18 protein-coding genes are annotated in these 24,821 nt (G+C 42.4%); all 18 read left to right on the top strand.

Annotated features, from left to right (window positions below; translation table 11 throughout):
- Positions 1-42 precede the first annotated feature (42 nt).
- Positions 43-1,530, top strand: a complete 1,488-nt coding sequence (locus tag G4420_RS01900) for a Gfo/Idh/MocA family protein (RefSeq protein ID WP_163321913.1) — start codon at positions 43-45, stop codon at positions 1,528-1,530.
- 178 nt (positions 1,531-1,708) lie between these two features.
- Complete coding sequence (locus G4420_RS01895) at positions 1,709-2,752, top strand: FecR family protein (RefSeq protein ID WP_163321912.1); 1,044 nt, start codon at positions 1,709-1,711, stop codon at positions 2,750-2,752.
- Positions 2,753-2,933: 181 nt separating this feature from the next.
- Positions 2,934-6,143 (top strand): TonB-dependent receptor, encoded by a 3,210-nt coding sequence (locus tag G4420_RS01890; protein WP_163321911.1) that lies wholly within the window; start codon positions 2,934-2,936, stop codon positions 6,141-6,143.
- Between the two features lie 20 nt (positions 6,144-6,163).
- Positions 6,164-7,636: a RagB/SusD family nutrient uptake outer membrane protein gene (locus G4420_RS01885; RefSeq protein ID WP_163321910.1), complete on the top strand. Its 1,473-nt coding sequence runs from the start codon at positions 6,164-6,166 to the stop codon at positions 7,634-7,636.
- Between the two features lie 30 nt (positions 7,637-7,666).
- The gene (locus tag G4420_RS01880) at positions 7,667-9,937 is read left to right on the top strand and encodes a tetratricopeptide repeat protein (protein WP_163321909.1); all 2,271 of its coding nucleotides are present in this window, start codon (positions 7,667-7,669) and stop codon (positions 9,935-9,937) included.
- 88 nt (positions 9,938-10,025) lie between these two features.
- A complete protein-coding gene (locus G4420_RS01875; protein ID WP_157493581.1) occupies positions 10,026-10,634 on the top strand; it encodes an RNA polymerase sigma-70 factor in 609 nt (202 codons plus the stop codon).
- A 153-nt stretch (positions 10,635-10,787) separates the two neighbouring features.
- A complete protein-coding gene (locus G4420_RS01870; RefSeq protein WP_082063430.1) occupies positions 10,788-11,480 on the top strand; it encodes a Crp/Fnr family transcriptional regulator in 693 nt (230 codons plus the stop codon).
- Positions 11,481-11,803: 323 nt separating this feature from the next.
- The gene (locus tag G4420_RS01865) at positions 11,804-12,715 is read left to right on the top strand and encodes a discoidin domain-containing protein (protein ID WP_045026685.1); all 912 of its coding nucleotides are present in this window, start codon (positions 11,804-11,806) and stop codon (positions 12,713-12,715) included.
- Positions 12,716-12,772: 57 nt separating this feature from the next.
- Positions 12,773-15,760, top strand: coding sequence for a SusC/RagA family TonB-linked outer membrane protein (locus G4420_RS01860; RefSeq protein ID WP_163321908.1), 2,988 nt, complete (start codon positions 12,773-12,775; stop codon positions 15,758-15,760).
- A 33-nt stretch (positions 15,761-15,793) separates the two neighbouring features.
- A complete protein-coding gene (locus G4420_RS01855; RefSeq protein ID WP_204273568.1) occupies positions 15,794-17,455 on the top strand; it encodes a RagB/SusD family nutrient uptake outer membrane protein in 1,662 nt (553 codons plus the stop codon).
- An 89-nt stretch (positions 17,456-17,544) separates the two neighbouring features.
- Positions 17,545-18,876: a DUF3472 domain-containing protein gene (locus G4420_RS01850; RefSeq protein WP_204273567.1), complete on the top strand. Its 1,332-nt coding sequence runs from the start codon at positions 17,545-17,547 to the stop codon at positions 18,874-18,876.
- A gap of 319 nt (positions 18,877-19,195) precedes the next feature.
- On the top strand, positions 19,196-19,558 hold the full coding sequence (locus tag G4420_RS01845) for a hypothetical protein (protein ID WP_163321906.1): 363 nt from the start codon (positions 19,196-19,198) through the stop codon (positions 19,556-19,558).
- A 110-nt stretch (positions 19,559-19,668) separates the two neighbouring features.
- Positions 19,669-20,457, top strand: coding sequence for a toxin-antitoxin system YwqK family antitoxin (locus G4420_RS01840; protein ID WP_163321905.1), 789 nt, complete (start codon positions 19,669-19,671; stop codon positions 20,455-20,457).
- Positions 20,458-21,156: 699 nt separating this feature from the next.
- A complete protein-coding gene (locus G4420_RS01835) occupies positions 21,157-22,239 on the top strand; it encodes a S8 family serine peptidase (protein ID WP_394351182.1) in 1,083 nt (360 codons plus the stop codon).
- A gap of 3 nt (positions 22,240-22,242) precedes the next feature.
- Positions 22,243-23,673, top strand: a complete 1,431-nt coding sequence (gene xseA, locus G4420_RS01830) for an exodeoxyribonuclease VII large subunit (RefSeq protein WP_163321903.1) — start codon at positions 22,243-22,245, stop codon at positions 23,671-23,673.
- Positions 23,674-23,677: 4 nt separating this feature from the next.
- Positions 23,678-23,878: an exodeoxyribonuclease VII small subunit gene (xseB, locus tag G4420_RS01825; RefSeq protein WP_163321902.1), complete on the top strand. Its 201-nt coding sequence runs from the start codon at positions 23,678-23,680 to the stop codon at positions 23,876-23,878.
- Positions 23,879-23,906: 28 nt separating this feature from the next.
- Positions 23,907-24,137 (top strand): putative signal transducing protein, encoded by a 231-nt coding sequence (locus G4420_RS01820; protein WP_045026705.1) that lies wholly within the window; start codon positions 23,907-23,909, stop codon positions 24,135-24,137.
- 3 nt (positions 24,138-24,140) lie between these two features.
- Positions 24,141-24,821 (top strand): deoxyribose-phosphate aldolase, encoded by a 681-nt coding sequence (gene deoC, locus G4420_RS01815; protein ID WP_163321901.1) that lies wholly within the window; start codon positions 24,141-24,143, stop codon positions 24,819-24,821.

The raw sequence follows: 24,821 nt of genomic DNA, 5'->3' as shown, positions 1-24,821 counted from the left end.
TAATTCAAAACAGTTACACGAAAACTAAAATTAACGAATAAGATGAGTACAAATCGTAGAACATTTTTAAAAAATATTGGACTTGGAGCTGGTGTGGTTGCCAGTACACCACTAATGGCATCGGGTAGTGTTAGTGAAAAAGAACAGGTTAAATTTATCCGCAAATCGGCTGATCGAGTTCCTGCAATGAACTTTAACATGTGTGGTTACGCCGCACCAAAACTGGATAAAGTACGAATTGGTTTTGTAGGAATTGGTGACAGGGGTATTGGTGCAGTAGATCGCATGGGTTTTATTGATGGTGTTGAAGTTACCGCCCTTTGCGATACACGTCAGGCGGCCATTGATGGTGCACAGGCTTCTTTGGCAAAATCCGGCTTGCCTAAAGCAAAAGAATTTACAGGAAGCGATACCGCGTTTAAAGCATTGTGCGAGAGCGGACTGGTAGACCTGGTTTACATTGCTACCCCCTGGGAGTGGCACGTACCTGTTGCTTTAGCAGCAATGCGTGGAGGAAGTCATGCAGCTGTTGAAGTTTCAACTGCAAAAACCATGGACGAATGTTGGGAAATGGTTGAGGTTTCGGAACAAACCAAAAAACACTGTGTAATTCTTGAAAACTGTTGTTACGATTTCTTTGAACTGTTAACCTTAAACATGGCTCGCCAGGGCGTATTTGGAGACCTGGTGCATGGTGAAGGTGCTTACATTCATGATCTGGATTACTGGCACTTTAATAAACCTCAAGACGATAAACCACGTGGCGATGGTGCTTACGATAAATTATGGCGTTTGCACGAAAACACACGTAAAGCAAATGTATACCCAACCCATGGTTTAGGCCCGATTTGCCAGGCAATGGATATTAACAGGGGCGACCGTTTGGATTACCTTACTGCAATGATATCGGACGACTTTACGTTAAAAAACCGCATAAAAGAACTAGCACCCGACCGTTCGGATTTACAGCAGTTTGTAGGTGTGGAAATGCGTGGAAATATGGATATGCAAATGATTCGTACCGTTAAGGGGCGTACAATAATGATTCAGCATGATATTTCATCTCCGCGCCCGTACTCACGCATTCACATGTTGAGCGGTACAAAGTGTTTCGCACAGAAATGGCCACTGCAACACATTGCATTCGGGCACGAGGTGGCCGACGAGGCAAAAATGAAGGAGTTGGAAGAAAAATACACGCCTGAGATTGTAAAACGAATTGGTACCATGGCAAAACAAGTTGGAGGTCACGGAGGAATGGACTTCCTTATGGACTGGCGTTTAATCGACTGTTTACGCAACGGATTACCCATGGATATGGATGTTTATGATGCAGCTACATGGTCGTGTATTACTCCATTAAGTGAATGGTCAATTGCAAATGGTTCGAAACCGATTGACGTTCCTGATTTTACCCGCGGTGCCTGGAAAACAAACAAACCGGTTGAATTAACGTTAAAAGGTGGCGGTACAACTAAAGTGCACAACCTTGGTAAAGCGAACTCGGAAGGACAGTTAAACGTAAAATAGGCAGCCCGGTAAAAATACCTGTGCTGACTGAAGTATTCTGCCTAAGAATTATAATTTTGAGCCATTATTAATGGCCTGAAAGATTAGAACTTGTGCCTTATTCTCAAATAAATTTAAAATTTGATGCAGGGGGTGCACAAGCGGGATACGTCTTATAAAAAGGAATCAATTGTAATTAATGTCCAATACGAATAAAAATATCGAACACCTGCTCTCGAAATCCGTTTTTGGCGGTTTGAGTGATGAGGAGAAATCGCAGCTCAACACGTGGATTTCAGAATCGGAAGAGAATGCCCGGGAATACGAGGCTTACCAACAGTTATGGAAAAAATCGGAAGATTTGGTTGTTGGTGGCGCTATTGATGTGGAAGCTTCTTTGCTAAAAACTAAAGAGCGAATTTCATTTTCCGATTCAAAGAAACGGTGGTTGGTAATTGCAAGGCAGGTAGCTGCTGTTTTATTGGTGTCTGTTGCCATCTCTTCGCTATATAATCATATTTCGTCATACGAGAAAGAGCATGTTGTGTACCAGGATATATCAACTGCCTTTGGCACACAAACACAGCTTGAATTGGCTGATGGTACCAAAGTTTGGTTAAACTCGGGAAGCCGCCTGCACTATCCAAACTCTTTCGATAATTTGGAAGAAAGACGTATTGAATTGGTTGGTGAAGCCTTTTTCGAGGTGACAAAAAATGCAGCAAAACCATTTATTGTGCAAACATCGGCGCTTGATGTTAAAGTGCTGGGAACGGCGTTTAATGTTTCGGCCTACGAGAATGCACCTGAGTTAACGGTTGCACTAAAAGAAGGAAAAGTAAGTCTTCTTAAAGCAAATTCCGACGATGAGGATGCTTTGGTTTCGTTAACACCAAACGAAGTGGCTATTTACAATAACGAGAAACATAATATCGTAATTCAAAAAGAAAAGAGTTTGAATAAGTACAATGCCTGGAAAGATGGAAAGATTGTATTTTTTGAGGATGGAATTGAAACGGTAGTACAAAAACTGGAAAATTGGTACAATGTGGATATTGAACTTGCTGACGACGGTTTGAATGAGTTGATATTTACAGCAACATTCATTAACGGATCGATCGATCAGGTGCTTGATTACCTCAGTATCTCATCGCCTATTGAATACTCCATAAATCCGGCATCGAAAGATCAGGACGGTACTTATTCGAAAAGAAAAATCATATTAAAGGAGCGCAGTAAATAGAAGTAGTTTTTAAGTTTTAAGGAAAAAACACAGGGAGGATTGGAACTCTTCCCTGTGTAACTTACCTGATTTGCCCTCAGGTAATAAATTTGATTGAATCTAATTCACGCCAAAAATAATAAAAAAAGAAGATCGGCAGGTGTATTCTGTCGGTACCATTTTATTTTAAGTGTATTAGATTATGAAACTGGTAATTTTTGTAGCAACATTACTAGCCCTCTCATTTATCTCAATAAAGGCTAATTCGCAGGATTCGCGCATTAGCCTAAATCTGGTTGATGTAAGCATTAAAGAAGTTTTGCTGGAAATTGAAAATCAAAATCAATATTATTTTCTATACAACAACAATTTAATGGATGTTGAACGAAAAGTTGATTTGAATATCCAAAACAAGAGCATAATTGAAGTTGTAGAACTTCTTTTCGAGGGGCAGAATGTGGATTTTACTATAAAAGACCGGCTCGTAATTCTGTTTCCTGTTGATGTGGATGAAATCGATAGCGATAAAATTATTGTTGAAGGGAAAGTCGTTGACAAGGCGGGGCAAGCACTACCGGGAGTTACAGTAATCGTTCGCGGAACAATATTGGGTGCCGTAACAGATGCTGAAGGAAATTTTAGTCTTAACGTAATTAAAACACCGGCAATTCTCGAATTCTCGTTTGTTGGTATGGAAAGCCAGACGGTGACTTATACCGATAAGCAATTTTTAATTGTAACCATGAACCAGTTGAGCCGCAATATTGATGAGGTAATCGTTGTGGCTTACGGCACGCAGTCGGCATCTTCGCTTACCGGTTCTGTTCAGGCATTTAACCAGCGACAGTTGGCGAATGTAACCAGCCCACACTTGCTGAATCAGTTGCAGGGTGAAGCAACAGGAGTCCTGGTTTCCAGTTCGTCAGGAACACCCGGCGAAAAACCCAGTCTGCGCATTCGCGGCGAAGGATCGATCAACTACACAAACGAACCCCTTTGGGTGGTTGACGGGGTAATTTTCGGCACCACTTCGCCCGATATAAATCCTAATGATATTGAGTCGGTTTCGGTACTTAAGGATGCTGCAGCTGCTGCCTTGTACGGTTCGCGGGCTTCAAATGGTGTCATCATGGTTAGAACCAAAACCGGAAAAATTAACTCATCAAGTTTTAACTTAAAAACCAGTACCGGAATTACGCAGGTGAATCACGGTAATTTAACCCTGATGAACGGGCAGGAGTTGTACGATTACGTGATGTCGATGGATGGCGATAAGTTACCGGGGCAGTTTCCTCCGGCCAATTCTGAAAATGTAATAAATGGAGTCGATTGGCAGGATATTGCCTTTCAAAACGGCATTGTGCACGATTATAATTTATCGTACAGCGGCGGAAATGAAAAAACAATGTTGTACACTAGTTTGGGCTACTTTAACGAAGATGGAGCTGCGCGCGGGCACCAATGGGAAAAGTTCTCGGGCCGCGTAAACCTCGACTATAAAGCTTCTGATAAATTAAAATTGATACTGAAAGTGGAAGGGATCTTCCAAAATAATTTCAACAACGAAAACGATTTGGTGTTTGGCTCGTATGTGCTGCTTCCGTGGGATAATCCTTACTTCAGCGACGGCACAATAAAAGTTGGCCGGACAGAAGCCGATGGTGTTAAGTGGTATAGCCGAAATCAGGGCAATCCCTTGTACGAAATGCAATACAACTACATTAAAAGCCGAAGCACCCAGTACATGAACGACGTAGGAGTGGAATACAAACTCACCGACTGGCTTACATTTGTTTCGAACAACCGGATTAAAACAAGAACATCGCGATTTGAACAGCTCTCTGATTCGCGTACACCGGATGGAGAAGCTGATTCCGGAATTCTATACAACGCTTATGGATATACGCGTGATTTGTCGACCAGTAATGTGCTGCGTTTTAACAGAGAATATACTGATCATTCGGTATTCGGAATTGTAGCTTACGAGTATACGCAGTCGTACATTGATGGAATGAACGGCGAAGGGAAAGGTATTTACCCCTCGCTCGAAATTTTAAACGGAGCCTCAGAGTCAAAATCCATTGGAGGAAGTAAATCAAAATCGGCCTTTTTATCCATTTTGTCGAATGTGCAATACGTGTACAAAAACAAGTATATGATGCAGCTTTCGTACCGCCGCGACGGATCGTCGAGATTTGGTGCCAACCAACGATTCGGAGATTTTTATTCCGTAGGTACGTCGTGGATTGTCACAAAAGAGGATTTTATGCAGCCGGTTGGTTTCGTAAATAATTTAAAGCTGCGCCTTAGTTATGGTTCGGTAGGAAATGCCAATATTGCCGATTACGTAGCGCTGGGGCTTTACAATATGACCGTGCAATACAATGGCGAACCCGGAGGATTTCCGCGCAGGTTACCTAATCCCGATCTTACCTGGGAGTCGAACAAAAACTTCAATTTCGGAATTGATACACGATTGTTCGACCGGGTAAACATAACAGTTGATGCCTATGATAAAAGGACTGACAACCTGCTGCAGGATGTTCCGCTGCCATTGGTAACCGGCTTTTACTGGTATACCGACAATGTGGGCTCAATTCAAAACCGCGGACTGGAATTCAGCCTGGAAACCGAAATTGTAAAGTCATCTCCATTTTTATGGAATACCAGCCTGAATATGAGTTTTAACAAAAACAAGGTGCTGAAATTAAACGATGGGAAAGACATTTCGAAGGGTACCAAAATTATTCGCGAAGGCTGGGATATCAACACCTGGTACATGCGTAAATGGGCAGGTGTAAACCCATCGGATGGTAATCCGTTATGGGAAAAAGTAACCACAGCTGAAGACGGCACGAAAATCATTGAAAAAACATCGAAATACAGCGAGGCAACGTTACAAAACATGGATAGCTCGTCGCCCAAATTTTTTGGAGGTTTTATGAATACCTTCGTCTACAAACAGTTTAAGCTTGATGCCAACTTTAACTTTGTTTATGGCAATAAAATCTATCATTTGTTGCGCGAGTCGCTTGATAACGACGGAGCTTACCCCACCTATAACGCAATAAAATTACCCGACGGTTGGAGCCGTTGGGAAAAACCGGGCGATATTGCCACACATCCGCGGCCGGTGTTGCTGGGCAATAAACTGTCGAACAAACCATCGTCGCGTTATTTAGAGGACGGTAGTTACCTGCGCCTGAATTACCTGAGTTTATCGTATACATTACCTGTAAATTGGGTTCATAAAGTAGGGTTAAACCGTGCCGAGCTAAAACTTGCCGGCGAAAATCTGTGGACATTAACCAACTTTTCAGGAATGGATCCTGAAGTGGGAATTCAAGGATATGGCGGGACGCTGTATCCGGTTACGCGCAAGTATATATTTGGAGTAGAAGTAAACTTTTAAATCAGCAAATGGAATTCACGATGATAAGGAGATTGTTTTTATACCTGCTAATTTTATTTGGTACTTTCGGCTGTAACTTAAATTACCAGCCTTACGAAGGGATTCCAGAGTCGGAACTGAAAGAAGACATTATTGGTTTAAACGGTGCCACTGTTGGGAATTACAACTATTTGAAAGATGGTTATTACCAGCGTAATTTTCACTTTTTTGGCGAATATGGCGGCGATAATGTTTCGTTGAGTGGAACAACCAGCGACGATTTATTTTATTGCTATAACTACCAGCATTTCCCGGCTATGTATACCACCTCTCACTTCTGGGAAAAAGCGTACCAGTTAATGGTGGGTTGTAACAAAGTGATTTTGTCTGTTGACGATGATTCTTCAGCCGAACTAAAACAACTAAAAGGCGAAAATCTGTTTTTACGGGCACAAACGCTGTTTCACTTGGTAAATACGTTTGGTAGGCCCTATTACCAAAGTCCGGAGACGAATCTGGGTGTTCCAATAAAATTAGACGACCAGGTTATAAATGTGCCGAATCGTGGAACCGTAAAAGAAGTTTACGACCAGGTAATTACCGATTTGTTGCAGGCCGAAGCGTTGATGGGAAGCGGACGGTCGAATATTTATGCGTCGAAAGAAGTGGCGCAGGCTATGCTCTCGCGCGTGTATCTGTACATGTCGGGCACACCCGAAAATCCAAATGTAAGCTATGCGCAAAAAGCAAAAGAATATGCCAGTAAAGTTATCGAATCCGACCGATACCGGCTTTTGGGAACCGAAGATTTCAAAACCTATTTCCGAAAATTACCCGAGCAAAATACCGAAACAATATTTGCGGTAAAACACAATGTTGATGTTGATGATCGTGGCTGGGAATCAATTGGTTCCATGTATAATCACATCGCCAGTCAGGGCTGGGGCGAAATGTATGCATCTGAACCTTACCGCGATTTGCTTGACCAGAATCCAGAAGATGCACGCCATGCTTTTATCGAACCGCAATACGAAAGCGATGGTGTTACTTTAAAAGAACGAAATGGCTACCCGATATACTACATCAACAAGTTTTCGATGCAGGAAGAGCGGCCCACTTTAAGTTCGCCGGTTTACCTGCGTTTAGCCGAAATGTATTTAAACCGCGCCGAGGCCAATGCCAAACTGGGCTTAAACGGCGAGGCCATTAACGATGTGAATTTAATTCGTGAACGTGCCGGTTTAAGTGGCGATGCGCTTTATTCTCCAAACGATTTAAAAGGCCGGGAAAGTGTTTTGGCAGTGGTGCTTGAAGAGCGCCGACTGGAACTGGCTTTTGAAGCACAACGAAAATGGGATATTTTCCGGAATGGTTTGACTTTGGATCGTAACTACCCGGGAACCCACGAGCAGGGTGACGCCTTGTTGTTTGTGCCTCCCGATCATCCACGAGTTGTGTTTTACATCCCCGAATCGCAAATTCTTGTGCAGGATAACTTAGTTCAAAATCCGTAGGACCAAAATGGTCATTGTCAATCAATTTATATGCAAAATAAAGCTATCATCGTAAAAACAATTTTCGTATTCGCTGTAAGTGTTTTAATGCTGGCGTGTAATACGCAGCCTCGCAAAACAATTGATGCGAAAATCAGTTATCCGGCCGATGGAACTGTTTTTCCACCCGAATTTCCGTCTCCAACATGTTTTTGGGAAACTACTGACAACGCAACTTCTTTGTGGAAGATAAGTGTGCTGGATGCTGAAAATCAAGTTCTGCACGAATCAAGAGTTAGCAGCGAAATGCGCTGGTCGCCATCAGCTAAAGTTTGGGAAGCGCTTAAACAACAAGCAAAACAGCAATCAGTGTCGCTTGTTTTGGCAGCTATCGATGATAAACAAAAAGCATTTCCCGTGGATACGGTTTCCTTTCAGTTTTCCACTGATTCGGTTGGAGCACCCATTTTTTACCGCTCGGTGCCGCTGCCTTTTAAGTTTGCCCGCGAAAATTTAACCGAAGTGCGTTGGCAACTGGGCAACATTGGCTCATCTGATGCGCCGGCTACTGTTTTAAGCGATATTCCTGTTTGTGGTAACTGCCATTCGGTTTCGGCCGATGGAGGAACTTTGGCCATGGATGTGGATGCCCGCGACGAAAAAGGAGCGTACGCAATTGTTGAGGTGGGCGAAGAAACCGTTATGTCGGAAAAGGAGATTATGAACTGGAGCAACTTTGTAAACGGTGAGTTTACTTACGGTCTGCTTTCGCAAATATCGCCCGACAGCCGGTACGTGGTAAGTACATTAAAAGACTCGGAGATTTTTGTCGACCGCAACGACCTCGAATATTCGCAGTTGTTTTTTCCGTTTAAAGGTATTTTGAGTGTTTACGATCGGGTAGAAGAAAAATACTTCGAGTTGGAAGGTGCCAACGATACCAATTACGTACACAGCAATCCCAGCTGGGGGCCAAATGGCGAGTACATTTATTTTACACGCTCGCGTGCTGTGCACCTGGAAGAAAGTGGAATTTTCAGAGGTTCGCAAGCTGTTGATTATAAGGCGTACAACAAATTTTTGAATGCTTTTTTAGAACGCGAAAAACTTTTTAAGTTCGATATTTACCGCATTCCGTTTAACAATGGCAAAGGCGGAAAAGCCGAACCGGTTCCGGGAGCTTCAAACAACGGCATGAGTAATTATTTTCCACGTTTTACTCCCGACGGGAAATACATGATCTTCTGTAAAGCCGAAAGTTTTATGTTGCTAATGCCCGACAGCAAACTGTATATTCAACCGGTTGAAGGGGGCGAAACACGTTTAATGAATTGTAATTCGGATAACATGAACTCGTGGCACTCGATTTCGCCAAATAGCCGCTGGATGGTGTTTTCATCGAAAAAATACGGGCCGTACACCCAGTTGTTGCTCACGCATATTGACGAGGATGGAAATGACTCGCCACCGGTTTATCTCGAGTATTTTGCTTCAGGAAACCGGGCTGCCAATATTCCTGAATTTATTAATATGTCGCCCGAAGCAAAATTTGAAATCGTTCCTAAATTTTTGGAAGACGATGCTTTTGCATTGCGTATGGGTGAAATCAAATCAAAGGAAAATCAGTACGGGGAAGCGCTGGAATATTTTAATAAAGCGCTTGAATTTAATTCCAAAAACGCGGATGCACATCATGGCAAAGCACATGCGCTGATGATGCTGAAACAGCCAACTGAAGCAATGAAACATTTTAACAAGGCAGTTGAACTAAATCCCGGGAAAGCGGAATATTTGCTGAGCCGTGGAAATGCCAATCTTACGTTAAAAAATGAGGATAAAGCGTTAGATGATTTTAACAGCGCCATTGCCATCGACGAGTTTAATTTTATGGCTTACAGCAACCGCGGAATGTTGTGGCGCCAAAAACGAAACCTGGAAAAAGCACTGGCCGATTTTAACCGCTCGATCGAGCTGAATCCCGAAAGTAATGTTACGTATATCAACCGTGGAGTTATTCATGCTATTACCAAAAAATACGACGAGGCACTGGCAGACTTCGAGGCTTCAATTCGCTTAAATCCGTCCGATTTGTCGGCTTATTTTGGTAAAGCTAAAGTGTACCAGGAAATACAGGAAAATAACAAGGCGCTGGAGGTGTATTCGCAGGCCGTTTCGCAGGCGACAAATAACCCCGAAACTTATTTTAATCGTGCAATGTTTTTTATGCAAACCAATGATAAACCATCAGCAAGGAACGACTTGCAAATTGCAGCCGGAATGAATTACCAACCGGCACTAAAAATGTTAAGCGAGATGCGCTGAAACGGGCATCATCAGTAGTGTTCAAGAGTTTTGTTAAATAGGAAAACAAATGTGATTAACCAGTGAATTTAGGCTTTAATGGCTATATTTGAGCCGAGAGAAAACAGGAATGCCGGAAAGCGAAATCCAAAATAATAGCTTCGTATTAGCTGAGCTTGCCAGGGGGCAGGAAAGAGCGTTCGACTTTATTTTCAGAAAATACTACAAAGCACTGTGTGCCCAGGCAACGGTGTATGTAAAAGATATTGATGAAGCTCAGGGCATTGTTCAGGAATCGTTTATTAAACTTTGGGGAAAACGCGAAGAGGCTGAGTCGATAAAAAACCTGCCCAGCTACCTCACTTCGATGGTGCGTAACCAGTGTATCGACCATATGCGAAAGGTTAATGTGTTGAATAAAACGCATCAGCAGGGAGCCGCAAACGACGAGGTTGAAAACACCACCGAAAACCTGGTTTTGGCACACGAGTTCGAGGAAAAACTGGTTGTTGTATTATCGAATTTACCCGAACGCTGCCGCATTGCTTTTGAATACAGTCGCTTTGAAAATCTTACCTATCCCGAGATTGCTGAAAAAATGGGAATCTCGGTAAAAGCTGTTGAAGCACTGATTAGCCGTGCCTTAAAAACACTACGCGCCGAACTGAAAGAATATCTTCCACTTCTGGCTCTGCTCTTCAAAATATCACAATTTTAATTTCTTCTTTTTCTGCGCAAATCTGCGCCATCTGCGTGAAATAAAAATTTCGCGGATTTTAATTTCTCAAAGTAGGGTACATGCGTCTCACTTTCGTCAATACACAAATGGCAGACGAACTGCATCATTCAGTAAATTAATAGTGAGATTGAATTGAAAAAGAGTAGAATAAATAGTACAACCGTAAACGTAAGGTTTATTCATTTATTTAAACACTTAACGCTTGAAGAGCTGGCTGGCTTGAGTAAGGATTTACAGTTGGTTGAGCTGAATGTTGGCGAAACGCTTTACCGCCCGGGACAAAAATTGAAAGGGATTTATTTTATTGAGCGCGGGGTATTAAAACAGTTCAAAATCGGATCGAAAAATAAGGAGCAGATCTATCAGATACTTTGTTATAACGATATGGTGGGTTTCGATTCGGCATTAAACCAGATACCTGCCACCGAGTTTACAACCTGCATGGAAAAGGCCCGGTTGATTTTTGTTCCCATTCAAATTGTAAACAAACTATTTGCCGAAAATGTGCAGGTTCGGATGATGCTTTTACAACAAAGCTGCCGGGAGTTGGGAGCCGCACAAAATACCATTCTTAGTTTTTCGCAGAAAACGAACAGGCAGCGGATTATTGACCTGTTACTGGATTTACGCGAACGGTTTAACCTGGACCAGGACAATATGATAAACGTTTCGATAAAACGAATGGAAATTGCCGGACATATTGGAGCTAACGAAGAAAATACAATACGAATATTATCCGATTTACGAAAAAAACGACTTATACAAACTAAAGGCAGAAAAATAGGAATACTGGAATTAAACCGTTACGGAGAAGCTTATTCCTGATCCAATTTATTCAACTTCCGCGCTTCAACTTTCTTAGGTTGAGGCTTATACAAAACGTAGCATAATCGACTTTGAGTTGATGTCAATTTGCTATGTATTCGCACAAATAGAAGAATTAAGCAATAGTATTTGTCGCAAATTAGACAAATATTCATCTTTCTTTCATTTTTATCAATTTTTGGCATAGGGTGACCCCGTTTGAGGCTCGTCAGTTTATAAATAATTGGCGGGAGCTTATTCTTGAGCCACGTCGAGAGGATACAAGAATTAATAATTAGTTGAGAGAATTATTTATGTCAAATTAATCTACAAAAATCAAAAAAATGAAAAGAAGTAATTATGAAAAAATGCTGCATAACGGTGCAACCAAACTCTCCGTTTTTATGCTTGCATTGGCGGCAGTTTTCTTTACTGCAAGTTGCGACGACGAGGAAGTTGGTACCCTGCCAACCACTGTAACCGGCGAGGTTACCGAAATTGCTGACATTAATGCAGTGGTTAGCGGAAGTCTTACCGACAACGGTGGATCGGATGTACTTGCATTGGGAATTTGCTGGACTGATGAAGACCGTGAACCAACAACAATGGATAATTTTGTTCCTGTTGGAAAATTCACCCAGAATGGAATACCGGAAGAATACTGGAACTATTCGATTACGCTGGGTGGTTTAACCGCAAAATCGGACTACAAAGTGCGCGCTTACGCTGCCAACGAAGCCGGTACTTCGTATGGCGAAACAATCGCATTTACAACCAAAGCTGGAAAAACCTTCCATCCGCTTACTGCAGGCATGTTAGAGACTTTTACTCAGGAAATATGGGAAGGCCCGAAAGAAAATCTTGTTGATGGTGATCCTTCAACTTTCTGGCATTCGGCATGGTCTGATGAGGAAACTGCAATCGTACAACCACTTCCTCACTACATTCAAATCACTTTCCCTGAAGCCAAATATATTGGTGGATTCCAGTTCTGGACCCGTTCACCTTCTGCAAGAGGTATCGACCCGGCTCAATTCGATGTTCAGACCAGCTCAGATGGTACTAACTATACTACCGTGTGGACTTCAGATCGTTTTGATGCAAAAGTACGCCCCGACTATAACGAGTTGTCGCTGGACAAAAACTACTCTTCAAAATATTTCCGCATCCGGATTTTGGATACCCGTACCACCGGTCAGTCATTTACCACAATGGGCGAGTTGAAAGTATTCGATGATGGTTTGCTTGATTACTAAGGCAAAGCAATTACGGATAAAAAGTCATTCTAAAGTTACAGAATAAAGACAAAAATTATGAGATATATACAAAATTTCGGTTCTGATCGAAAAAACAATAAAAACACTTTCCTTTCGGGCATAAACAAGGCAATCGGCCTGGTTATGTTTATGTTCTTGTTTGCAATAGTTGCAAATGCACAATCAACCACAATTTCCGGTACCGTAACCGATAGCAAAACCAACGAATCGTTACCGGGTGTTAGTATTATTATTAAAGGCACCACAATGGGTATTACCAGCGATTTTGATGGTAATTATTCGCTTGAAGTGCCCGATGTCAATGCAACTTTGGTGTTTTCGTTTGTAGGTTACGAAAAACAGGAGATTGCAACAGAAGGCAAAACTACAATTGATGTTTCGTTGGTAAGCTCAACTACCGACCTCGACGAAGTAATGGTTGTGGCATACGGAACTACCAAAAAATCGAATTTAACAGGTTCGGCAGTTGCCATCGACGCTGAAGAACTAAAAGATGTTTTTGCTCCAAACGTAGCAGCAATGTTACAAGGTAAAGTGGCAGGTATGCATACCAGCGCAAGCAGTGGTAAACCGGGTGCAGGAACAGAAATCACTATTCGGGGTAAAGGTTCGTTGTCGGGTACTACCAAACCGCTTTGGGTTGTTGATGGTATTATTATGGGTAACGACGATCCGGGTTTTAGCCCTGATGACATTGAAAGTATTACCGTTTTAAAAGATGCATCGGCAACATCGTTATACGGTTCGCTGGCTGCAAACGGTGTTATTTTGTTGCAAACCAAACGAGCTGAAAAAGGTATGTCGGTTGTTAATGTTAACGCATCATATGGTGCTACTACATTTAATACCGGAAACTTCTCGCTGATGAACTCTCAGGAGTTATACGACTACCAAAAAACATGGAATCCGAATGTTACTGAAGATGTATTGAATACCGATACCGACTGGATGGATATTGGTACACAAACCGGACAAGCACAGGAATACAATGTAAACTACTCGGGTGGAAACGATGTTATTCTGGCTTATTTGTCGGGTACTTACTACAACGAAACAGGTGCATTGAAAGGCTACGAATACGAGCGTTTTTCGGGTATTGCCAATCTTGAAATTAATGCATCAAAACGACTGGTGATCAAAGCAAATCTTTCAGGTAATTATACCAATACATTTAACCAGGAGCACTCAACTTATAACATGTTTACTTACATGCCATGGGACGAGCCTTATTTACCTGACGGATCAGTTTTAGATCCACGAGTTGACAGTGGCAAAAAATACTTGCTTGACAATGGTAAAGTATGGTATGGCCGCGATGAAAACAACTATTTGTACGACCTTCAATACAATTACGGTAAATCGCGCGGTAACAATTTCCGAATCAACGTTGGCGTTGATTACAAAATTAACGAGTGGCTTACATTCTCGTCGATGAATAACGTTGCGTTAGGTTACGGACAAAACGAATCGTACACCGATCCACGTTCAATTGGAGGCCAGGCTGACAGAGGAAGATTGTATGAAGCATATAGCTTTAGCAGAACACGTTTCACCAACCAAATGCTTCGTTTTAAGAAAACGTTCGACAAGCATAACCTGAATGCCTTTGTGGCCTGGGAATACAGCGATTATTATTCAGATGGTGCCAATGCAACAGGTAAAGGTGTTGCGGCTGGTTTAACTGTGCTTAATGCAACTGCCGAGGCAGTTGGTGTTGGTGGTTCGAAATGGGAAAGTGCCAAACAAAGTATGTTGGTTAACTTACAGTATGCTTACGATAACAAATATCTGGCAACTGCATCTTTCAACCGTCAGGGCTCAAGTAGTTTCGGTCCGAACAACCAATACGGTAATTTCTGGTCGGCAAGTTTAGGTTGGAACCTTCACCACGAAGATTTCATGAGCAACGTAAAATGGGTTGATGTTTTGAAATGGTCAGCCAGTATGGGACAGGTTGGTAACGCTCCGGGCGGATTCCAGTACCTTGGTTACTACGCTTTTGTTGCTCAGTACAACGGAAACAGTGCAGCAACTCCATACCAAAAAGGTAACCCTGATATTAGCTGGGAGAAAGTTACCAGCTACAACACGGCTATTAACACACGTTTATTTAACCGCGTTGGTTTAAACCTCGATGTGTATTATAAAAACAGCGACAACCTGTTAACTTATGTACCACTTCCGGCATTGTCGGGTTATAATGGTGTTTGGATGAACGTTGGTCGTGTTACCAACAAAGGTTACGAATTATCGGTAACTCCTGAGATCGTAAAAACATCGAAATTTAACTGGGACATGACCATCAACTTTGCCTATAACAAAAACCGGGTAGAGGAATTGTTTGAAGATAAAGCTTATACATCAGGTAACGTACGTATTGAGCAAGGTTACGACATGGATTCGTATTACCAGCGTATTTGGTACGGTGCAAATCCATCAAACGGTGAGCCTTTGTGGGAGCAGATTGTAGTAAACGAAGATGGTACTGAAACCGTTGAATTGACATCGAACTATGCCGATGCAACTTTACAGTATACCGGCTCGAAAGCTACACCAACATACACCGGTGGAGTTTTGAACACCTTTACTTACGATAACTTTACTTTAACTGCAAACATCAGTTTTGTTGAAGACATTTATAAATACAACGGTAACCGCGAATTATTCGACAGCGACGGTTCGTATGCATCGTTCAACAACATGAACCTGGCTGATGGCTGGAGTCGTTGGGAAAAACCGGGCGATATTGCTACGCATCCGGCACCATTTAACGGTGGTGTTAATGCGAACAAAAACTCATCGCGTTACCTGGAAGATGCCAGTTATATTCGTTTGCGCAACGTAACCCTGTCGTACCGTTTGCCAAAAGTAGCTACTGAGGCTATCAAGGTTAAAAACGCTTCGGTTTATATCAGTGGCGACAACCTGGTAACTATTTCCGATTGGTCGGGAATGGATCCTGAAACAGGAGCGCTTTACCCACTGTCGAAAAAGATATTGGCAGGTATTAAAATCGACTTTTAAGCAAAAACAGTATTCATGAATAACAGTATTAAGATGAAAAAAATATATTCTTTTATAGCCATTCTTGTTGCGCTCTCTTTCGCAGCCTGCGATATTACAAGAGATCCGTTTCAGGATTTATCAGACGAAATGGTGTTTGCCGACGAATTAGGAATTGAGGCAGCAGCATTAGGAACCTATGCCCTATTAAAAACCAATGAATTTATGCGCCCTTACCATTTTCATGGCGAATTTGGTGGCGATAACATTGCGCTTAGCGGATCAACTACCGACCATTTGTACTACATGTACAACTACCAGCATACACCAACAAACTATCACTTGAATAGCTTGTGGTCAACCTGTTACAAAGGTATTGTTAACGCCAATAAAGTAATTGATAAAGCGCAGGAAGGAACCGATCGTATGAACCACGTAATTGGTGAAATGTATTACCTGCGTGCTTTCTTCTACTTTAACCTGGTAAATATTTGGGGGCGTCCTTACAATCAGGATCCTGCCAACAACTTAGGTGTACCTATCGTTTTAGATGCAGAACCTGATGTAGACAACATGCCTCCGCGTGCCACTGTACAAGAGGTTTACGATCTGATCATCGAAGACCTGACAACAGCAGCTGAACTGATGAGCAACTTTAAACGTGTTGATTCTGAATACAATATTTATGCTTCGGAACAAGCTGCAAAAGCATTGTTGTCGAGAGTGTACTTGTACATGGAAGACAATGCAAAAGCATCAAGTTTTGCTACCGAAGTTATTGAATCAAACAATTTCGCTCTGTTGCAGGGATCGGATTACGAAACTTTCCCAACGATGGTTCCTGAAGATAACTCGGAAGTTATTTTCGCTTGCCGCGCCTTAAAAGACGAAGACGACTACGGTTGGTATGCGTTTGGTGGAATGTATGCAACAATCGATGGAGTTGGCTGGGGCGAAATGTACGCTTCAGAACCTTACCGCGACTTGCTGGATGAAAATCCAAGTGACAGAAGACACAAATTTATCGATCCGCAGTACATCGATGGCGACACTTACGAGATTACTTATTCGTACGACAAATCTTCTCCTGCTGGTTCGAGAATGTTTAAAATGTACGATGTTACAAACAACGGCGACAGCTGGGAGTACGAGTACAACGGAACGCAAACTGTAATGACCGAAGACGTTGATGGTGTTACAAAATATTACATTACCCAAGGCGAATTCATTAGCGGAAAAACCTATGTGCGCCTAGATAAAAAAATGCCGGTACGTCAGGGTTATCCTAAGTTCTTCGTAATTAAATGTTCGAACCAGGAAGGTCAGCCACAATTGTTCTCGCCAATTATTTCTCGCTTAGCCGAAATGTACCTAAACCGTGCAGAAGCCCGCGCAAAAACAGGCGATACCGATGGTGCTCTTGCAGATGTTAACCTGATCAGAGAAAGAGCAAATATTCCTACTTACGATGACGTTCCTGAAGGAAAAACAATTCTTGATCTTGTTCTTGATGAGCGTCGTTTAGAATTGGCTTTCGAAGCTCACCGTCGTTACGATATTTTCAGAAATGGTTTAACATTGGATAGAAAATATCCCGGAACTCACGACAGGGGAGCAAACCCACTGTTAACAGTGCCTGCAAGCAGCCCACGTGTAGTGGATTATATTCCTGAGCCACAGATTTTGGCACAACCGAATTTAATTCAAAATCCGTAATCAATTATATAGATAATAAATCAGGCTTTTGTGGTGTATATTTACATCAGCGAAAGCCTGATTTTTTTAACAGCAAACAGATGAGACAGATGAGACAAAAATTTAGACTGAATTTGTTATTTGTATTATTGGTTTTTCCACTTTCGGTTATTTCATGCCAAAAAGATGAGGTACAAGTAGAGGAAATACCAACAATGTCACACCAAATTCCGTGCGAAGGAAACAGTTGGTTTGTTACCAATGTTGGTGGAAACCAGTTAAAAACTGACGATTTTAAAAATTTCAACTGGAGTTCAAAATCTTCAATTCTGCGTACCTGGTTTCGGGTGGAGTCAGCAGGTAGCATTCATATTGGTGTAAAGGGAAAAGTAAGCAGCGGTAGCTCTACACTAAAGGCCACTTTTTTGAATGAAACAAGAGAGCTTGTTTTTGATAATACCACTAACCGGATGGAATTTGTTGGAACATTCACCGTATCAGAGCCGGGCTATTATTACCTCGATTTACAGGGAGAAGATAAAACTGCCGATCAGTTTGCAACAATTGAATCTGTTTCGCTTGGTGGCGATGCTTGCAAATCAGGCGTGCATTATTCAAACGAAGATTATTTTTACTGGGGACGCCGCGGACCGTCGGTGCATTTAGGTTACATAGTGCCTGCTGAGGTATCGGATGTAGTTTGGTTTTACAACGAGATCACTGTTCCTGAAGGTAACGATGTAATTGGCTCGTATTACATGGCAAATGGTTTTGGACAAGGCTACTTCGGAATGCAGGTAAATTCTGTGTCTGAACGCAGAGTACTGTTTTCGGTTTGGAGCCCTTATTCTACCGATGATCCAAGTACAATTCCTGAAGATCAGCGCGTACAACTGCTTGCCAAAGGGGCAAATACAACCACCAACGATTTTGGAAATGAAGGTTCGGGTGGACAAAGTTATATGCAGGTGAACTGGAAAGCCGGAACTACTTACCGTTTTTTACTGAAAGGTGAACCAGGCGGCGATAATAAAACCGATTATTCAGCGTGGTTTTATGATACCGAGCAGGAAGAGTGGCTTTTTGTTGCTAGCTGGCGACGTCCGAAAACAAGTACCTATTTAACCGGTATGTATTCGTTCTTAGAAAACTTCGATACCAAAACCGGACCGATTGAACGTATGGCTTACTACAATAACCAGTGGGTTTACGATACAAACGGTACATGGCACGAAGTTACCAAAGCAAAGTTTACTGCTGATGCTACAGCGCGCGATGAAGCACGCTTGGACTACGCCGGAGGATACATTAGCGGCGACAATGGTTTTTATTTAAAAAACTGCGGGTTTTTCAACGAAACTTCTGTGGTTGATACCAACCACGAGCGCCCGGTTTTGGGAGTGGTTCCAACTATCGACTTTAGCACTTTGCCCCAGCAGTAGTTCAATTTGAATATTTCGGGAGTGCCAGTTCAGTATATGTTATGTTGTTTTTAGCTGTTTTGAAGCAGTAGTACTTGTTTTGCTAATTGTAATGATGTGTAAGTTGAAAAGTTTAAGTACTTATTTGTGCCATTTTTGTTTCATTGGATTGTAATGTGCAGTAAGTCAGAGTAGTTATTTTTGAAGAGGTGAAATAAGTATAGACTAAAGGATAAATAAGGGCTCTTTCATCGGATGGTGAAAGAGTTTTTTTTATTCTCTTTTTGTAAACTTTCCCTCCAGAATTGTGTTTGTGAAATGTGGAATAAAAAATGCAGAAATGAGCAACGAATACGAAGAAACCAGAAGGAGCTTTCTAACAAAATTGGGCTTAACCCTTGGAGCCGGTGTTGTGGCAGGAGAAAAGCTTTCAGCAAAAGTATTAAACGATAAAACTGAATTTCCGTTGGAAAGCGATCAGCAAAAACTGATGGATCGTTACGAAGACTGGATGGATGAATTTATCCCGGTGATTAAAGCATTTCGTGCAGATCCAAACGATAAAGAAGCCGGTCGACGTATTGCAGAACTGTCGGAAGAAGCAGAAGGCTGGCGCGAGCAACTTACCGTTTTTATGAAAGACGATAACTTTGCGCGTTACTACATGACTGCTACTGAGCGAATGACGAAAGAAATTTACTAAGGACACACTTTATTTACATAGTTGCAGGATTTTCATCGATTGATGGAAAGCTTTTTTTATGCCAACTGAAATAAATCCCTAATTTCGCGTTCTACCTAAAATAGTGTGTTATGAGATACTTACTTGGTTTATTGATCTTTCTTCCGTCGTTGGTTTTTGCGCAAACAAACCAAACTGATGCCAATGGTTTGCGCCAGGGATTTTGGCAAAAAAAACAGGATAACGGGCGTTTGTTGTACGAAGGATATTTTAAGGATGACAAACCGGTAGGAGAGTGGAAACGTTACCATCCCGGGGGGCAGGTTAAAGCACTTATCGAGTATAAAGGCGACACGGCCTACACGCAACTATTTGATGTTTGGCGCAAAAAAGTAGCCGAAGGAAATTATGTAAATCAGCAAAAGGAAGGTGTCTGGAAAATTTACAAGAATGAACAGCTTACTGCCGACGAAGAATATAAACTTGGTTTGAAATATGGTAAATCGCATCAGTATTACGATACCGGCGAAGTAATGGAAGAAAAAGAGTGGGTAAACAATCAGGAAGACGGCGATTATCAGATTTTTTATAAAAGTGGCGAACCCTACATGCAGTGCAAGATGAAACTGGGAATGCGGCATGGTTTGTTTCTGGTGAGTTACGAAAACGGCCGTCAGGAAATGGTTGCCGAATACCGTAATAACCTCCGCCACGGCGAATGGAAGTACTTCGATAAAGAAGGTAACCTGCAGTACACTCTTTATTACGATAACGGGCAAATTCTGAATCCGGCTGTTCGCGACAGTGTCGATAACCTAAAAATGAAAGATCTGGAAAAAAACAAAGGTTCTATCCCCGATCCGGAAAAGTTTTTGCAAGACCCGTCGGAATATATGATGCGCGATCAGCGGCAGCGATAAAACTGTTTTCCCTTCAAGGTAAAAAGCTATTTATTCATTAACTTGGCTTTTTTATTTGGGAAGGTGTAAGAGAAACTTTTGATGGCGTCGTTTTGGGAGCTAAGCAAACTTCTCGTTGCACAAAGAATAGAACATTTTATAAGAATGAGGTATATAATTTTGCTCCTTGGCACGCTGTTAATGGGGTTGCAACAAGTTAGTGCGCAGAATTATTTCTGGATCGGTTTTACCGATAAAAATAATTCGGAGTATTCGCTTGACAATCCTGAAATGTATCTTTCAGAGCGCGCTATACAGCGCCGTTTCAATCAAAATATTGCTATCGATTCATTAGACCTTCCGGTAAATCAGAATTATATCGACTCGGTGCTCACGCTCGATGTGGAGTTGGTGCATACCTCAAAATGGTTGAATGGGATTACTGTGCGCTGCGATTCGGCTACTTTGGCCGACAGCCTTGTGTACTGGAGTTTTATCAGGGAAGTACAGTTAACTAAACCCGATATAAGTACCAAAAGTACATTTAATAAGTTTGCAGACGAAAGTTCTGTTGATACAGCACCTATTGATACTTCGTTGTATGGTAGTTCGGTGTATCAGGTCGGATTAATGGAAGGACAGTTGTTGCACAATGAAAACTTTCGCGGACAGGGAATGCAAATTGCCGTGCTGGATGCCGGCTTTTATAAAGTTGATGAGTTGCCGGCTTTCGACAGCCTGTGGGTGAATAATCAGGTTTTGGGAACAAAGGATTTTGTAAATCCCGCCGTCGATTTTTATGCTACCAATTACCACGGTATGAGTGTACTCTCCTGCATGGGAGGAAATATTCCCGGAGAACTAATCGGCACTGCACCTAAAGCTTCGTATTGGTTATTGCGCTCGGAAGACAATGATTCTGAATACATTGTTGAAGAAGACAACTGGGTGGCAGCAGCTGAGTTTGCCGATAGCGTTGGTGTTGATATTATTAATTCCTCGCTGGGGTATACCGAATTTCAGGATGCCTCAACCAACCATACTTATGCCGATATGGACGGAAAAACAACACGTGTAACACGCGGGGCCAATATTGCAGCTTCCCGGGGTATACTCGTGTTTTCAAGTGCCGGTAACGAGCGGAATAATTCCTGGTTTCGTATTGTGGCACCATCCGACGGAACAAATGTAATTGGTGTAGGTGCGGTGGATATGAATTTTGAACCGGCCTATTTCTCATCTGCCGGTCCGGCTGTTGATGGGGCTTTAAAACCAAATGTGTCGGCAATGGGCTACCAAACGGTCTTGCAACGATCTAACGGAACAGTAGGAATGGCCAATGGAACCTCATTCTCTTCGCCGGTATTGGCAGGTATGGCAGCCTCGCTGTGGCAGGCCTACCCTGAAAAATCGGCGGAAGAAATAAAGGATGCTCTGGAAAAAAGCGGGCACCTGTATTCAACACCCGATTCGTTGCAGGGTTACGGTGTGCCCAATATGCGGGAAGCCACTTCCTTGCTGAATCCCCTGTCGGTGGAAGTCCCTTCAGAAAATAAAACATGGATTGTATTCCCAAATCCTGTGCAAGACCGGATTGAACTGCAGGCTACAACAAACCATCAGGCAGACAACCTCGATATAAAACTTTATGCGCTGGATGGGCGGGTGATAAAAAGCTGGAAAATTCCGGCTTCTCCAACCGTTACGTTGAATGATCTGGGAACTGCAGAGCCGGGGATTTTTCTGCTTGTTCTAAAAACAAAAAACAGTATTGAAACCTTTAAAATCAATAAAATCAGGTAAACAATGAACCAGCAGCTCACCCTTTCTCAATTAAACGGATTAATTAAAGATGCATTGCTTGATGCATTTCCGGGAACGGTGTGGGTAGTTGCCGAAGTGAGCGAGTTAAAGCATAACCGAAGCGGCCATTGTTACCTGGAGTTGATTGAAAAGGAAGGAAACACAATAACGGCGCGTTCGCGGGCTACAATCTGGTCGTACACTTACCGCATGCTAAAACCGTATTTCGAAACCACTACCGGGCAGCTTTTTACCGAGGGTATAAAAGTGTTGGTTCAGGCAACGGTTGAATATCATCCGGCGTATGGTTTGAGTTTGAATATTAAAGACATCGACCCCACTTACACGGTTGGCGACATGGCCATGCAGCGAAAAGAGATTATAAATCGTTTGAAGGCTGAAGGTGTTTTTGATATGAACAAGGAACTGGCGTTGCCGCTGGTGCCACAAAAAATCGCTGTTATTTCGTCGGCAACGGCTGCCGGGTACCAGGATTTTATGAACCAGCTGGAAAACAACGAATACGGTTTTAAATTCTACACCAAATTGTTTGAAGCCTATATGCAGGGAGCCGAAACCGTGCCGTCAATTATTCGTGCGCTGGAACGAATTTTTGCTCACGACGATTTTTTCGATGCGGTTGCGATTATACGTGGTGGTGGTGCCACAGCCGATCTGAGTAGTTTTGATGACTACGACCTGGCCATGAATATTACCCAGTTTTCGTTGCCGGTGATTACCGGAATTGGCCACGAAAAGGATGATACCATCATCGATCTGGTGGCACATACCCGCATGAAAACGCCAACTGCCGTAGCCGAATTTTTTGTTAGCGGGGTTGAGCGCTACTACGAACGTTTACTGGAACTGGAAAATGGCATTGTGCAGCTAACCCGCGAAACATTGGATACGCAGCAGGAAAAGCTGGAACAAGTAGCCGAAGGTTTAAAATATTCAGTAGCCGATTTTATTAACGACAGGCAACGAGAGTTAAGCAAACGCGGTAACGAACTACAGCAAAATGTGAGTCTGTTTTCGTTTAAAAAGCACAACGAGTTGACTGAACTGAGACATCATCTTGATTCCGGGCTTTCGGTGTGGTTTGTGGAAGCGAAGAACAATATCGGCAAAACACAACGGATTCTGAGGCGACTTGTTGGAGAGGCTGTGTTTAAAGCGGATGCAAAACTGAATCATCAGCAGGATCTGTTATCGGGCCGTGTACGAAATGTGCTTGCAAAAGAGCGTGATCGTATTCTGATAAACGAAAATTCAGTACGTTTATTGAATCCTGAGAATGTATTGAAAAGAGGATTTACACTAACTTTGAAAGAAGGTAAAATAATAAAATCGAGCAAAGATGTGGCAGTTGGAGAAGAACTGGAAACACGTTTTGCCGATGGAAAAGTAACGAGCAAAATCACAAAAAAATAAGATAATGGCAACTAAAAAGGTTTCATACAGCGAGGCGATGGCCGAGATAGAAGAAATTCTTGAAAAAATTGAAAACGAAGAGTTGGATGTGGATGAACTGGCCGAAAAAGTAAAACGCGTATCGGTGTTGCTAAAAACCTGCAAAGACAAATTAACCAAAACAAACGAGCAGGTGGAGCAGATTTTAAAAGAAATGGAAGACTAACGATAGACGAAATAGAAAACTAAATACTATGAACGATCACGGTAAAATTGTAGAGCTTTACTCAGGCGACGAAGTAACCATTCAGCACTTAAAGCAGGAATTGGAAGCTGCCGGAATTGCAACAATGTTAAAAGATGGTTTTAACCAGGGAAATGCCGCTGGTTTTGTTGGCGGAACGCCTTCAGTCGTTGAACTTTTAGTTAATGAAAAAGATTTGTTGCGGGCGCAGGAAATCCTAAAAACAATACAGGGAGCGTAATATATGTATACCAAAGAACAAGTAGCACAGACTATCGACCACGCGGTTTTGAAGCCGGAACAAACACTGGCCGATTTGAAAGCCAATGCAGAAATGTGCATTAAGAATAAGGTTTTTAGTATGTGCGTGAAACCTTGCGATATAAAGGCCGCCAAAGAATTGTTAAAAGACAGTGGGGTAAAAGTATCGTGCGTACTTAGTTTTCCGCACGGGGCTGATGCAACACCGGTGAAGGCTTTTCAGGCCAAACAGGCGATTGAAGACGGTACCGATGAAATTGACATGGTTATGAATATCGGCCGCTTTTTATCGGGCGAATACGATTATGTTCGCGACGATATTAAAGCCGTAGTTGAAGTGGCTCACCAACACAATGTGCTGGTAAAAGTTATCCAGGAAAGTGGCCATTTAACACTCGGGCAGATTGCCAAAGCCTGCGAATTATCGTACGAAGCAGGTGCCGATTTTGTGAAAACATCAACCGGATTCGGGCCGGGTGGTGCCAAACCTGAATACATCGAGGTGATGGTAAAAACCGTTGGCGATAAAATGCAGGTAAAACCTTCGGGAGGTATCCGCGATTGGGAAACGGCAGTTGCTTTTTTGGAGCAGGGTGCCGATCGATTGGGGATAGGTTCAACAGAGGCAGTGCTTAACGGAGCCACAGCATCTGGTGACTATTAA

This window comes from Draconibacterium mangrovi, from assembly GCF_010586825.1.
In the GTDB taxonomy this organism is placed as follows: domain Bacteria; phylum Bacteroidota; class Bacteroidia; order Bacteroidales; family Prolixibacteraceae; genus Draconibacterium; species Draconibacterium mangrovi.
This window is presented reverse-complemented; position numbering and strand designations above follow the sequence as displayed.

What these genes read in the sequence shown, in the direction of transcription:
- G4420_RS01855 (WP_204273568.1), top strand. Translation starts at nt 15,794, where the DNA reads ATGAAAAAAATATATTCTTTTATAGCCATTCTTGTTGCGCTCTCTTTC.
- G4420_RS01895 (WP_163321912.1), top strand. Translation starts at nt 1,709, where the DNA reads ATGTCCAATACGAATAAAAATATCGAACACCTGCTCTCGAAATCCGTT.
- G4420_RS01865 (WP_045026685.1), top strand. Translation starts at nt 11,804, where the DNA reads ATGAAAAGAAGTAATTATGAAAAAATGCTGCATAACGGTGCAACCAAA.
- G4420_RS01885 (WP_163321910.1), top strand. Translation starts at nt 6,164, where the DNA reads ATGATAAGGAGATTGTTTTTATACCTGCTAATTTTATTTGGTACTTTC.
- G4420_RS01900 (WP_163321913.1), top strand. Translation starts at nt 43, where the DNA reads ATGAGTACAAATCGTAGAACATTTTTAAAAAATATTGGACTTGGAGCT.
- G4420_RS01880 (WP_163321909.1), top strand. Translation starts at nt 7,667, where the DNA reads ATGCAAAATAAAGCTATCATCGTAAAAACAATTTTCGTATTCGCTGTA.
- xseB (WP_163321902.1), top strand. Translation starts at nt 23,678, where the DNA reads ATGGCAACTAAAAAGGTTTCATACAGCGAGGCGATGGCCGAGATAGAA.
- G4420_RS01860 (WP_163321908.1), top strand. Translation starts at nt 12,773, where the DNA reads ATGAGATATATACAAAATTTCGGTTCTGATCGAAAAAACAATAAAAAC.
- G4420_RS01820 (WP_045026705.1), top strand. Translation starts at nt 23,907, where the DNA reads ATGAACGATCACGGTAAAATTGTAGAGCTTTACTCAGGCGACGAAGTA.
- deoC (WP_163321901.1), top strand. Translation starts at nt 24,141, where the DNA reads ATGTATACCAAAGAACAAGTAGCACAGACTATCGACCACGCGGTTTTG.
- G4420_RS01850 (WP_204273567.1), top strand. Translation starts at nt 17,545, where the DNA reads ATGAGACAAAAATTTAGACTGAATTTGTTATTTGTATTATTGGTTTTT.
- G4420_RS01845 (WP_163321906.1), top strand. Translation starts at nt 19,196, where the DNA reads ATGAGCAACGAATACGAAGAAACCAGAAGGAGCTTTCTAACAAAATTG.
- G4420_RS01890 (WP_163321911.1), top strand. Translation starts at nt 2,934, where the DNA reads ATGAAACTGGTAATTTTTGTAGCAACATTACTAGCCCTCTCATTTATC.
- xseA (WP_163321903.1), top strand. Translation starts at nt 22,243, where the DNA reads ATGAACCAGCAGCTCACCCTTTCTCAATTAAACGGATTAATTAAAGAT.
- G4420_RS01840 (WP_163321905.1), top strand. Translation starts at nt 19,669, where the DNA reads ATGAGATACTTACTTGGTTTATTGATCTTTCTTCCGTCGTTGGTTTTT.